The sequence below is a fragment of the Paenibacillus sp. 1001270B_150601_E10 genome, assembly GCF_015558675.1.
Classification (GTDB): Bacteria; Bacillota; Bacilli; order Paenibacillales; family Paenibacillaceae; genus Paenibacillus_B.
The window spans coordinates 80,578-93,199 of record NZ_JADMOL010000003.1; the positions used below are offsets into that span (position 1 = coordinate 80,578).

Genomic DNA, 12,622 nt, shown 5'->3' on the forward strand with positions numbered 1-12,622 from the left:
TTCCTTAGTAAATTTCAAACATTTAAATTAGTTGATTTCATTATTCCAATTGGAATTAACCTCTTCTAGCATCCCCTCTAAAATCACTATAAAAGTAAATACTTGTTTAATAAACGGAGAAATGTATCGATCAACCATCTGAAGTTTACTTGAGATGTTTTCTTCAGTTGCAAGCATCTTAAAGTTTCTTTGATGAGCATTAATACTGGCATTCAACCCAATGATTCCATACCTTTTAAAGATTTCATTATCCCACAACTGGCTCCACCATTTATTAATTATTTTGAATTGCTTATCCTGATCCTTCACATTTTTGTACTGGATGCCAGATTTGCTAATCTCATCTTGAAGTTTTGTTATAATAAATTTAAGTTTGCTAATACCATTTTTGTCTGATTCCAGTTTTAATTTCATATTGCTATCAGACTTATAATGTACTGCTTTTACTTCCTCAAAAATTCTTTTAACCCAATGATCTTGTTGTTTCGGTAAGTTGTGTAGATTTAAGTCGCATAGTTTTTTGAAAGTTGTGTTATCTATTGCTGCTCCATGCTGGGAAGAATTCATAAACAATATATCGGGATATTCACTCAGAAGTCTTCCGATATCTTGTAATGTTGCTTGCATAACACTATTGGAATTATTGTACATGCCATAAACATTTACAACTTTACGGTTCGACTCTCTTAATGTTTTGTTAATCTGCTCTTTAGTTGCATGTTCAACACCACTCGCATAATATTCTTCATTAGGAAAAGATAAGTCTTGACCTGTAAAGATAACTTGGGAGCAGCCTAAGTATGCTGCTAATTGTATCCCTAATCCAGTTACACTATAATTCATTCTAAATATCGGGCAAGTATTATTTTCTCCTACATAATAGGGAGTTATCGTATCGGTATTAAGTATAGCGTAAGATAGATATTTATTCTTTGCCGATAATATTTCTGGATGAACCGTAGTACCGAATACAATTGGAATATCTGTTGTATTTATATGACTAAAAGCTTTCAAGTTGGCAGTAGTTGCATCCATGGATACAATTATATCTGGCTCTATATTTGCTCTAAGCAATGCTTGAGTACTAGTCCCTGCAGCTATTATTAGCACTTTATTTTTTAATTCTTTAATTAGTTCAATATCATACTTTAACGAAGGCCCAGACCCAATAATAATGCAGGGGACACTCTTGAACTTCCCTTTGAAATGTTGTAAACCTGGCGATTTATCTACATATCTGAGATTATTTAGTATATTAAAGATCCACAATTTAGAATAAGAATGTAATGTAGATATGTTTGTTCTTTCTTGTACTACTAATTCTGTTAATACACTGTTCAGTTCATTTAATTCCTGACTATAGATTTGCTGATAACTAGGGACTATAAGTTGTATGAATGAGTCTTTAGCTTGAGTTAGCATAAATTTAATAAAATTTATACGAGTTAATTCATCATCTCCTACAGCAAGAGTTGCAATATTTTTGCGACCTAATACATTAGTCAAATCATTTACGTTAATAGCAGTAGAAAAAATATACCTATCAGGTTCATATACATAGTATTTCTTATCCGGATATCTGTTTTGTAAAGCTTCGAGATGATGTCCAAAGCCTAACCCGTAAACAAATACACACTCGCTATCTTTCACTTTATCTTCAATTACTTTTAGCCATCTTTCGATTTCGTTCTTTAAGTTATATCTACTATATAGATAATACTCCCTTTTCTCTTTCGAAATCTTCATATTTGTACTGCCATCATTATTCATGACACATTGATAATGAGTCGGTATATATTTTTCTTCAACAACAACAGAATTTAGATTTGGATATTCCTTATCTAAAAAATTATTGTTGATATCCTTTATATTCAACCAACTCACCTACTTCCTTGGTATCTTGTTCAAGCTGCTCTAAAAGTGGTAGTAACTCATAAATAAAGATATCACCAAAAGCAACAAAATTATTAAACTCTAATTCATTGGACATCGCATCAACACTCGTCATAAAATGTCCAACAAACTGATTAAATGTCTCATGCAATTTTTCTAATTCTGGAATATCTTTAGTTAAATATTGTGCAAATTCGGAAGCTTGCCCAATCCATTGAATACTTGTTACCATAGTAGAAATCGAATTATGAATTTGCTCATTATCATCTCCATACAATGGTTGTACTAATTCATTTGCATTCGCCAAAAGCCTTGGCAAATACGAATTAAATTCTTCCACTGTATTAAATATCGCTTTCTGATGGGTAATCGTACTTATCTTCACTTCTACTATTTGTTCAAACTGATCAATTAATATCTGTTCATAATTGCTGTAATATGCTAGTCCATCAATATGTATACAATAGATTAAACTATTATTCATGTATATTTCCTTCGTAAACCTCACCCAAAAAATGTTTAATTCTTCTACATTATTAATTTCAATTTTATTTAATGCTTTATCAACAACTATCAACATTATTATATCCTCCACATTTTCATCTTATATATATTATCGGTGTCTATTAAAGCATAATGAAGTCACAACACATCAATGGAATGTATAACATAAAAAAGACCGCACCTTTAAAAGGTAACGGTCTTCATCCTCATAGAACTTTCTAATTATCCAAGTAATTTTAGAACGTTTTGTGGCATGGAGTTAGCTTGTGCCAGCATGGAAGTACCTGCTTGAACCAAGATTTGGTTACGAGTGAAGTCTGTCATTTCTTTTGCCATATCCGCATTACGGATACGGGACTCAGATGCGGACAAGTTCTCAGCAGTAACGCCAAGGTTATTGATTGTATGCTCAAGACGGTTTTGAACAGCACCAAAGTCTGCGCGTTGTGCAGAAACTGAATTAATAGCATTTTCAATGACTTTAATTGCTTCGGATGCACCTGTAGCAGTTGACAAGCTAATATCAGTCAACTTACCACCTGTTGTAGAAGTCACACCGGAAGCATTGGTTACACTAACTCCACCCAAATCATCTGTTTTCATAGATACTAAATTAGCAGCCAACTTCGTACCACCATCAACACCAATTTGGAAGGATACGCTACCAGAAGCATTCAACAAGTTCGTTCCATTGAAGTTCGTCGTATCTGCAATGTTGTTGATCTCAGAAAGCAATGCGTCTACTTCTTTTTGAATGTTAGCGCGGTCAGTATCTTTATATGTACCGTTCGCTGATTGGTTCGCAAGTGTATTCAAACGTTGAAGCATGGAGTGAACCTCAGTCAAAGCACCCTCAGCTGTTTGAATCAAGGAAATACCATCTTGCGCGTTACGCATAGCTTGGTTCATACCGTTCATTTGGAAACGCATTTTTTCGGAGATTGCAAGACCTGCTGCATCGTCAGCGGCACGGTTGATACGGAAACCTGAAGACAATTTCTCCATTGTTTTGCTCATTGAGCTGCTATTCATGCCCAAGTTGCGGTGAGCGTTGATAGCACCAACGTTAGTGTTAATAAACATTGACATAATATTCATCCTCCATGATATAAATGATCTAGGCCACGTCCTTGCGACCTACTATATTTATCGAAAGATTCTATCCAAAACTTTATAGTGATCTTCGAAAATATTTATTTTTTTTCATCAAAATAGTAAGCTACCTGATCTGAACGCCCCATTCCGTAATAAGCGTTCATTACAGCTTGGCTCTGTCTTACTCCAACTACTTCTTTTGAAGTAGTTGTCTGTTTGGAATCAACCACATCCATCAATCGACGATGCATGCTCATTAATTCCTGCAAGCATTCTACGTCCTGCTGATTCGGTTGGTCACCTGTGTCATCTAGTTTGCCAATAACACTTTCTATACATGACCATTGATAAACATATTGCTGAAAGGCCTCTTCATTCCATTGATCCGATTGCTCAACCGTTAAAAGCTGTTGTCGTGTCAATTCCAACAGCACTTCGTAGTATTTCCCGCGGCTCGATGACTCAGATTTATGCATAGGCTTGACCTGCATTCACTTCTTTACCAATCTGTTCCCACGCCTCTTTAATAGATTCTAGCATTTCAAGAACGATCATTAAGGGCTCAGAATTTTTTTTCATATTGGCCTGCATCATCTGATCAATCATGTAGAGATATAAGTTTTTTAGATTGGATGCAATTTCGCCGCCTTGCTGTTCATTTAATGAAGAGATCAGTTCATATACGATGTCCTGTGCTTTTAACAAATGCTGATGACCTTGATTAGAATCACCTTCTTCTAGAGCTTTGGCAGCTTGCTTTACAAAACGAATTGCACCGTTATAGAGCATTAAAATTAAGCGGTGAGGAGATGCCGTCTCATATTTATTCTTCTGATAGGCTTGATAACCTTTTGCTGCTGCGGGATTCATGAGATCATCTCCTCTATTTATTCGATGCATTAAGACTTGCTAATTGAGTGTTCAACCAATTTGATTGCCCTTGTAACTGTCCCATTGCAAGTTCCATGGCTGTAAATTGCTTCTTAAGTAGCTTCTCTTTATTTTGAAGGCGAACTTCCATATTCTCCATCGCAGTTGTTACAAAAGAAATCTCCGAATCGTATCCTTTAATACGAGAATTAAGAATACCGTTAGCAGAGCTTGTCCAAATTTGAACTTTGTCAGAAATCGTTTGTGCTATCCCTTTATTTCCACCTTTGCTCCCATCATAATTAAACAGAGCTGTCAATTTATCAGGATACTGTTCTAATTTCTCTTTGAATACTTTTTCATCTAGAACAAGTTGACCATCCATTTCAGAACCTTTTTTTCCTTTGTCCATCTCAATACCAAATTCTGCAAGCAACGACGTATTACCATCTGGCCCGACAAGCCCAGTTACCCAATCTGTGAGTTCCATATCTAATGAACGCAAAGTAGAATCACCCTGGAGAGGTTTTTCCTTCCCTGTATTGTCACGTATCATCTTACGAACTTCATTAAAGGCATCAATGAATTTTTTTACTTGTTCTACAACTTTATCTGCATCTTTTGCAACCGTAACCATTGAGGAAGATCCTTCTTTAAGTGCTGTAATGGTCACGCCTTCGATAACACCCTTTATTTCGTTTGAAGCACTTTCTATATCGAGTCCATTAACGGAAATCTTGGCATTCTCTGCAGCCTGCACCTGATGGGAAGGATCAGATAGATCATTCCACAAACCAGCCGCTTTAAAGCCGCTAAGCTTAGGACCATTAGTAGAATTAATTGCATGATCTGTTCCTGTTCGAGTAGACGTAAGAACCAATGTCTTCTCACCCGTTTTTGTTTCCACTACAGAAGCTGACACATTTTTAGAATTCTTATTTATATCATTTTTTAGATTTTCAAGAATTTCAAAGTTAGAACTGCCCTTCAACTCAATCTCTTGACCATCTACGGTTACCTTTGATCCAACTGCAAGCTGTTGACCTTTTCCATCATTCGTAAAACCAAAAGATTTTACAACATGGCTCTTTGCTAAATTGTTAATTACAACATTGTAATTCCCTGTAGAAGCCGTAGATGTGCCCGATACCTTTGCAGCGGTTTCATCAGAACTTTTAACAGAAGATAAGTTGAAATTGCTACCTAATGTTAAATCTGAAGCTACTGTTTTTAAAGTATTCATCTTCGTATTTAACGTTCGAAAGAAGGTCTGTGAGTCTCCAAGATCTTTTTTCTTCGTTTCAAGATTTTTATATGGAATCCTCTCAAGCTGCATTAGCTGGCTAATCATCGAATCCGTATTGATGCCCGATACAAGACCAGATACACTAAATCCCATTTGCTGCACCACCCTTTTTTTACAATATGTTTTCTCTGAATCTACACCTTTTCATCTAAGAACATGCCAACCATTTCCTTAATCTTGACAGACAATTCTAGAAGATATTCAGGAGGCGAGGTAGCGATTACCTCTTTTGAAGCGCGATCAAGAAGCTCGACGATGATTTGTTCCGCCTCATCATGGTATTTCAAACGAATTTCAGTACCCGAGGTTTTGATCGTTTGATTGAGTTGATTAAAAGCAAGGTCTAGCTGCTTTCGCTCCATTTCCGTAACTTGGCTCATGTCTATAGAACCTAGGCGTGGCAACATCATACCAATATTACCTGCATTCAGATTCTTCGGCAGAATCGCTTTGCTCCGATTTAGATGCACATCAAGCCCATTAGGCTGCAACCGATGAACCTCTCTCACCATTTCACACCTCTATTGAACATATATGATGAATAGTCTATTTACTTTTAAAATTCTTCAAGAGTTGGTCTAGTTGTATTTTATCTATATGGGCTGCACCTGCAGCATTTTCTTCGGCAATACTTTGATGAAGCTCTTTCCGCATGATCTGGACATCTTTAGGCGCATTGAACCCAAGTTTTACAAAATCGCCCTCCACACCTAAGACAACCACCTCAACGTCATCGCCGATCATAATCTTTTCTCCAACTTTACGTTTAAGTACGAGCAGGGTGATCGCCTCCCTTATTCAGCAGATAGCGAAGGGGTACCTGTTGATCATGGATCACGTACTGGCAGCCTTTCTGAGCAGCAGGGTGAAGAAGAACTGGCGCTCGTAAGTTGACGCTGATTTCCCCCTCATGCATGTTGACGACCAACATCGTGATGGCATCCTCTGGGTGAATTAATTCAAGAAGTTCAGCAGTAGCTGCATCAATCTCGAAAGCATACCCCTCCACCTGATTTGCAGGAAGGAGAATGAAGCTTATTTCTTCCTCGATGCTATGAAGGATATAGAACGGCGTGTCCTCATATGGCAGCAAGGCAAAATCTCGCATCGCTTGAAAGCCAACCATCCCCTTTACGAAATGATATAGCTGATGCGATTCCGGTCTCAGCTCCCCATAAATGGAACTCTGAATCATGAGATGATCCTCATTCGTCATGTTCAACTCCGCACAACACCTTTCGTCTTAACTTCAATCTCGGGTGGGTAAATTCTTACATCGATTGATACACCAAACCTTGGCAAGGCTTCTAGCTGGACTTCCTTAGCGCCATTTCTCAAATAGCGCTCAAAAGCAAGCTGTCCTGGGGTCGCACTTCCTTTGGCAATATTACCAACACGATCCCCTTCTTGTGCTCGCTGTTGAATGCTCTCCCATCCTTTGCGGACTGCTTCTTGACTTAAGCTTTGCGTAAGAACTGAGGAAGGGAGAACACCTATTTCCTCCCAGACAGCCTCCCAATCCGCATCCATCTCAGCTGTGCGAGTGTGAATCTCAAGTTCTGCCGGCTCGTACTGAAAAGTTGGTGATTGTCTAATCTGTTGAAGGATACTTCCAATCTGCAAGGAGATCACCCTATTCCACTTGGAAATATAGTAATATTGGTTCTTGAATGCTTAACTAACGTTAATAAATCCGAATTAGCGGATAAAGTCAATTAACGATACCTGCATAATTCTTGCGCCAGTAGACAGTGCTGCCTGCAATACATTTTCTTGCTGTTTCAATTGAATAATAGCATCTGCCATATCTACGTCCGCGACTTCTGCACGCTGCTCATTAATACTAACTTTATCATCAGCAAGGCGATTCTCCATCAGCTCAAAACGATTCATTCGAGCACCAATCTCTGCCCATTGAGTAGAAATACGATCAGATGAATCATCGATCCCTTTCATACCTGCTGCAATCTTGTCTGTATTATTAGTCTTAAGACCATCAATGATATCGTCCATGACCTTAAACACGTTATCATTGGAGCCTGCTGCTCCAAAGACTAATTCACCCGTGATACTAACTGGCACAGCTACAGCTGGACTAACATTAAGCGTATATACGCCTGAATCTGTTGTATCATTCGCAGCATTTGCCGCTGTATACGGAGGCTGGTCTGTCTTCTGTCCGTTGAACAAATAACGGCCATTGTAGGAGCTATTGCCGATCATCACAATTTGCTCCTTCAGCTGCTCCATCTCAGCAGCGATTGCCTTTCGTGCATCATCGGGGGTTGTTCCTGTTGATGCTTGCTGAGCAAGTGTTCTTGCCCGCTTCAGCACATCATTCGCCTGCTGCATCAAGGAATCCATTGTACGGAGCATCCCGGTGCCCATGGAGGCATTTTGCACATATTCCTCGTTGCGGCTAAGTTCTGTATCGTATCTCATCTGATATCCGATTCCAACAGGGTTATCCCCTGGACGATGAATCTTTTGTCCAGAAGCCAGTTTATTTTGTCCATCTGTTAGATTGGCATTCAAATATCTCATATTCTTAAGCAGCTGCGTATTCTGCATCATTCCTGTTACACGCATGACGGCTCACCTTCTCCCATAGCGTTATCTGCCAACAAGGCCCATTTGGTTGATGACACGATCTAGCATCTCATCCACAGTTGTCATATTCCGAGCAGCTGCGTTATAAGCATGCTGGAACCGGATCATATCCGCCATTTCTTCATCTAGCGAGACACCACTGACGGATTGTCTTCTCATCATCACGTTATCAACCATATCCGTCTGAATCATGACATTTCGATTGGCATTGGCAGATGTTGTTCCAAGTTCTCCAACAAGCGCTCGATAATAATCATCAATCTTACCTGAAGACAATGAGGTGAGATTAGATGGGAAGGAGAACGAAGCATCTCTTAATGTTGCAAGGGCATGCGCGATCACGCTGTTCCCTTTTACAGTTGTGTTTGCACCGTTCACGACTTCATATCGGCCTGATGCAGCAATCATATTCGTATCAGCTACGATATCAGGATTTACTTGAATGTTGTCGATTGTAAAGTTGGTTGTTCCATCCGTCGTCGTAAAGAATGGAATGCCTGTTTGAGATGGATCTGACAAGGTATAGCCCAACTGATGCAGTCCGTTCAATCCGTTCACTGTAACTGTAGTAGGGTTAGCCAAGGTTGTCCCTGCTGGAATTGTCCCCTGACCATTTGGCAATACCAAGTCTTGAGAAGCGACATAGCCCGCTGGAAGCTCTACATCAACAGCTCCGTTAATCATCGTATCCAGCATGGCATTCATCTGATCGCGCATCTTCGTTACTTCATCTAGGGATAAAGCATAACCGTGAAGTTGACCTGCTGTTGCTGCATCGACAGAGGCAGCTGTAATTGGAGTAACGCCAGCGTCATCCAGTACCGTTGCACCTGCTGCATTGATCGTGATCTCACCATTAAATCCTTCCACAACCTGAACATCAATAATGGTTGATAATTGATCGATTAACAGATCGCGCTGATCACGAAAATCATTTGCGTTGTCCCCTGTTCCTTCTACTTTCTTAATCATATCCGTTAGATTCGCGATATTGTTCAGGATGTCATTCGCTTCGCTAACCTTCACGTTAATATTGTTATTAATATCATCTTCAAGCTTTGTCAGCGATTGACCGACATGCTTCATCATATCTGCCATGTTCGTTGCTGCCCCAATGACCTCCACCCGTGCACTTAGGAGAGAAGGATCTCGGTTCAGAACCTCCCAAGAATCCCAAAACTTATCCATTACACTCGCAAGTCCGTTTTCTGATGGCTCATTCAAAAAGCTTTCAATAGAGCGAATGGAATTATCGAGGATACTCCATGAGCCTAGGCTTTGATTTTCCCGGCGGAACTGCATATCAAGGAAAGAATCCCTGATTCGAGTAATACTGTCATATTGAACCCCTGTCCCAAGCTGCCCTGGCGCCGTAGAAGTATACATGCCGGGCATCTCTAGTGGATTCGTAGCAGATGCGCGCACACGCTGTCTGGTATATCCTTCAGTAGAAGCATTAGCAATATTATGGCCAAGCGTCTGCATCATTGTATTTTGAACAAACAACGCTCGTCTGCTTGTTTCTAGTCCATGAAAGGTAGACCTCATCTTGTCCCATCCTTTTCTACTTGCATGTCTGTAATCTTGTTCTTTAGTTGATTTGGTAATTATGAATATATTAGAATGCTGTATTTTCCTATCCTCGTGTATCAAGCTTGCCTGCAGGATAGTAAGCGTTTCTCGCATGGTCTGGACGCTTATAGAAGGCGTTATCCTCTGGGTGCTCCACCATCAGATCCAGCTGATAATTCGCAAATTGGAGCGATTGCTCCAGCAGCTGCTGATTATGATCATTCAATTGCTTCATTTGATGAAGCAGATCGTTAAGGCTTTGCTGCGCTTCTTTCAGAGCAAGCTTCTCTTCTGCATTAAATACGAGCTTAAGCAGTTCACTAATCGTCAGCTTTAATTGCGACTTAATTCCTTTGCTTCGTATGAACGCTTGTGATTGCTCAGAAAGAACATCCTCCGCTTCTTGAATTTTGCGCATAATTCCTTTTTCAGCAATCATAATTTTCATGAGCTCATTGATTTCATTTCGGATAATAATTTGAGTTTTCCTATGTCCTTGTTCCATCATCTGCTCATAGCATTGCTCCAACTGCTTCAGCGTAGCAATGATTGGCTGCACACTCATTCTGATCACCTTCTTATGGGCATCCCTGCCGCTCATTCGTTATCTCAAAGCTGGCCTTCATCACTTACTGCTTCGGTCGGAAATAAGGCAGCAGTTTCTCAGCGATCTTATCGGCATCCACTCTATATGTGCCTGTGGATACCGCATGCTTCAGCTCCTGAATTCGTTCCGCTCTTGCCGGATCTTGCGCCTTCTGGGCATTCAGCATTTCCTTAGCCTCTTGAGAAATGCTCACTTCATCCTTCTTCACTGGTGCTTTCCCCGCTCTATGCATAGCTTGCTGCGTTTGATATTGCGAAACCGCATTAATTCGCTGTGTATCATTAATTTTCATCGTGAATCACCTCGTTCCACAGTTAGAAGATCTCTCTCTTCTACTGTCCCTCTTTCTTGCATAAAAAAAACCGATAACCTTTACTAAGATTATCGGACAAGCCTACGTGATTATTTAGTTTTCCCTTTGAAAAAGAGAGAATGTTTCACAATTATTTCCATGCGTGATATAAAAAGACGATTTGCATTAGATCCACAATCACTGCTTCCTCAGGAAAACAACAATTTCATCTAACTGAACTACATTATTGCATCCAATGATCAGACTACTACAATCCTTTAACGACTATTCTGTAATTCGATATGTTGTCGTGCTTTGGGTCGTCGGCTCAGCCTGGCGAACAACCTTCTCGCTATTCTTTAGATCGCTCTGCAAACGTCGACGGCAGCTGTCACATAGATGCCCTTCACGGATATGTGTATCGCAGGCCTCACACTTATAGCTGATATTCTCGAAATTCGCGATTGAAATGCGGCCTTCCCGAATAAACGTGGTGATTTGGCGAACGCTGACATCTGTCGCCTCACTCAACTCCTGCATCGTCACCTGACGATTATGGCGCAAATAATCGGTACATCTCATATATTCCTGTTCAATCTCTTTGATACAGGTCGGGCAAATATCTCGAAATGCCTTAGCAAATAACCTTCCGCAGCGAAAGCAGTTGGCTAAATCCATCCAGCACACCTCCATGCTATTGAACTAATAGACTTATCATAGCGTATCATGATTCAGATTACGAGTGCTTTTATTTAGAGAAGAGAGGAGTTGGGAATAGATTTGAAGGGGCAGTCTAAGCTATTCCGATCATCGATATGCATCAATCATCTGGTTCATCTTAAGCTCGGGCCCAAGTGTAACTGCTTATCATGCCTGGAATGCGAATCTCATTCAACCCTTCGCGCAAGGCACTTGCGCATGCTCTTATCGTACTTCCTGTCGTATAAACGTCATCGACTAACAGGATATGAAGATGAGGCTTAGGCTGCCTTGCTATATAAAATCGAATCCCTTGAAAGGCTTCTTTATTCCATACAAAAGTGCCTTCAAGGCTGTGCTCACGCCCTGCACGACTTTGTTGGCTTTGCTTGCCCATATCCCTTACTCGATCCAGGCAGCTAAGCAGCGGTCGCCCCCACGCCTTTGCTAGATATCCGGCAAGAAGCTCAGCTTGATTGAAGCCCCGCTCTTCCAAGCGCTCGAGTGACGAAGGCACATACGTGATCAGATCGGGCACTTCGATTATGGATTCCGGATTCCACCATTCCTTCAGCATCGTCCACCAATCACTTGTCGATCGAGCAGGCTTATTGACTTTCGCCGTTAAGGCAAGCGGCATATACCGTTCGATCATCATTCCCGCCATCACCCGAGCAAAGGATTGATCGCCTTTATATTTGCACATCGCTAGCCATTCTTTCATATGATCGTGATATTGAACGACACTGCGGTTATAAGCAAGGCCATAGCTCTGAAGCGGTTGCCGCTGACAGTCCTCGCAGCGAATATGGCGTCCACAGCTTGAACATCCGACTTCATCGATAAAAGGGATATGCTCCAAGCAGCTTGTACATAAAGGGCGCCGCCAATCCTCAGCTCCAAGGTTCGCAATCTCCCCGTAATAGGGAATGGTCTTCCTGCAAGCAAGGCACGTGCTTGTCCGAGGTGCGGCTATTCGTTCATACCAGCTAGACTGCATCTGCATGTTGAACCCCTTTCCAATTCCTGTATCCGCCATTCCCGATTCTCATTATGAACCATCTTCAGCAGGACTACAACCAATTAAATTTGATAGATATTAGACAGTTCTTTACATGTCTATAAAAACGTTCTAGCGACAGGGTACAGCGGCAATCATTTCCTAAAACAGATA

General features: G+C 40.6%; 16 protein-coding genes. All 16 read right to left on the reverse strand.

Features of this window, described 5'->3' with window-relative positions:
- Positions 1 to 27: 27 nt before the first annotated feature.
- Entirely contained in the window at positions 28 to 1,875 is a 1,848-nt protein-coding gene (locus I2H74_RS09085) for a 6-hydroxymethylpterin diphosphokinase MptE-like protein (protein WP_229106531.1), read from the reverse strand.
- Positions 1,850 to 2,473: a hypothetical protein gene (locus I2H74_RS09090; protein WP_195573604.1), complete on the reverse strand. Its 624-nt coding sequence runs from the start codon at positions 2,471 to 2,473 to the stop codon at positions 1,850 to 1,852. Before I2H74_RS09090 ends, I2H74_RS09085 begins: the two co-directional genes overlap by 26 nt.
- 146 nt (positions 2,474 to 2,619) lie before the next feature.
- Positions 2,620 to 3,486, reverse strand: coding sequence for a flagellin (locus I2H74_RS09095; protein WP_324254036.1), 867 nt, complete (start codon positions 3,484 to 3,486; stop codon positions 2,620 to 2,622).
- 104 nt (positions 3,487 to 3,590) lie between these two features.
- A complete protein-coding gene (locus I2H74_RS09100; RefSeq protein ID WP_195573606.1) occupies positions 3,591 to 3,968 on the reverse strand; it encodes a hypothetical protein in 378 nt (125 codons plus the stop codon).
- Positions 3,961 to 4,362, reverse strand: a complete 402-nt coding sequence (gene fliS, locus I2H74_RS09105; RefSeq protein WP_195573608.1) for a flagellar export chaperone FliS — start codon at positions 4,360 to 4,362, stop codon at positions 3,961 to 3,963. The genes I2H74_RS09100 and fliS overlap by 8 nt, the downstream gene beginning before the upstream one ends.
- 13 nt (positions 4,363 to 4,375) lie before the next feature.
- Positions 4,376 to 5,761 (reverse strand): flagellar filament capping protein FliD, encoded by a 1,386-nt coding sequence (gene fliD, locus I2H74_RS09110; RefSeq protein ID WP_195574042.1) that lies wholly within the window; start codon positions 5,759 to 5,761, stop codon positions 4,376 to 4,378.
- A 41-nt stretch (positions 5,762 to 5,802) separates the two neighbouring features.
- On the reverse strand, positions 5,803 to 6,180 hold the full coding sequence (locus I2H74_RS09115) for a flagellar protein FlaG (protein WP_195573610.1): 378 nt from the start codon (positions 6,178 to 6,180) through the stop codon (positions 5,803 to 5,805).
- Between the two features lie 34 nt (positions 6,181 to 6,214).
- Complete coding sequence (locus tag I2H74_RS09120; RefSeq protein ID WP_420707434.1) at positions 6,215 to 6,412, reverse strand: carbon storage regulator; 198 nt, start codon at positions 6,410 to 6,412, stop codon at positions 6,215 to 6,217.
- 22 nt (positions 6,413 to 6,434) lie between these two features.
- Positions 6,435 to 6,863, reverse strand: a complete 429-nt coding sequence (gene fliW / locus I2H74_RS09125) for a flagellar assembly protein FliW (protein ID WP_229106532.1) — start codon at positions 6,861 to 6,863, stop codon at positions 6,435 to 6,437.
- A gap of 23 nt (positions 6,864 to 6,886) precedes the next feature.
- Positions 6,887 to 7,291 carry a DUF6470 family protein gene (locus I2H74_RS09130; protein WP_195573612.1) on the reverse strand — a complete coding sequence of 135 codons (405 nt, stop codon included), beginning with the start codon at positions 7,289 to 7,291 and terminating at the stop codon, positions 6,887 to 6,889.
- Positions 7,292 to 7,366: 75 nt separating this feature from the next.
- On the reverse strand, positions 7,367 to 8,257 hold the full coding sequence (gene flgL / locus I2H74_RS09135; protein ID WP_195573614.1) for a flagellar hook-associated protein FlgL: 891 nt from the start codon (positions 8,255 to 8,257) through the stop codon (positions 7,367 to 7,369).
- A gap of 24 nt (positions 8,258 to 8,281) precedes the next feature.
- Positions 8,282 to 9,826: a flagellar hook-associated protein FlgK gene (flgK, locus tag I2H74_RS09140; RefSeq protein ID WP_195573616.1), complete on the reverse strand. Its 1,545-nt coding sequence runs from the start codon at positions 9,824 to 9,826 to the stop codon at positions 8,282 to 8,284.
- An 88-nt stretch (positions 9,827 to 9,914) separates the two neighbouring features.
- The gene (locus tag I2H74_RS09145; RefSeq protein ID WP_195573618.1) at positions 9,915 to 10,415 is read right to left on the reverse strand and encodes a flagellar protein FlgN; all 501 of its coding nucleotides are present in this window, start codon (positions 10,413 to 10,415) and stop codon (positions 9,915 to 9,917) included.
- A 64-nt stretch (positions 10,416 to 10,479) separates the two neighbouring features.
- Complete coding sequence (gene flgM, locus I2H74_RS09150; protein WP_195573620.1) at positions 10,480 to 10,749, reverse strand: flagellar biosynthesis anti-sigma factor FlgM; 270 nt, start codon at positions 10,747 to 10,749, stop codon at positions 10,480 to 10,482.
- Positions 10,750 to 11,034: 285 nt separating this feature from the next.
- Positions 11,035 to 11,427: a TIGR03826 family flagellar region protein gene (locus I2H74_RS09155; RefSeq protein WP_195573622.1), complete on the reverse strand. Its 393-nt coding sequence runs from the start codon at positions 11,425 to 11,427 to the stop codon at positions 11,035 to 11,037.
- A 160-nt stretch (positions 11,428 to 11,587) separates the two neighbouring features.
- The gene (locus I2H74_RS09160; protein WP_195573624.1) at positions 11,588 to 12,487 is read right to left on the reverse strand and encodes a ComF family protein; all 900 of its coding nucleotides are present in this window, start codon (positions 12,485 to 12,487) and stop codon (positions 11,588 to 11,590) included.
- Between the last annotated feature and the right edge of the window lie 135 nt (positions 12,488 to 12,622).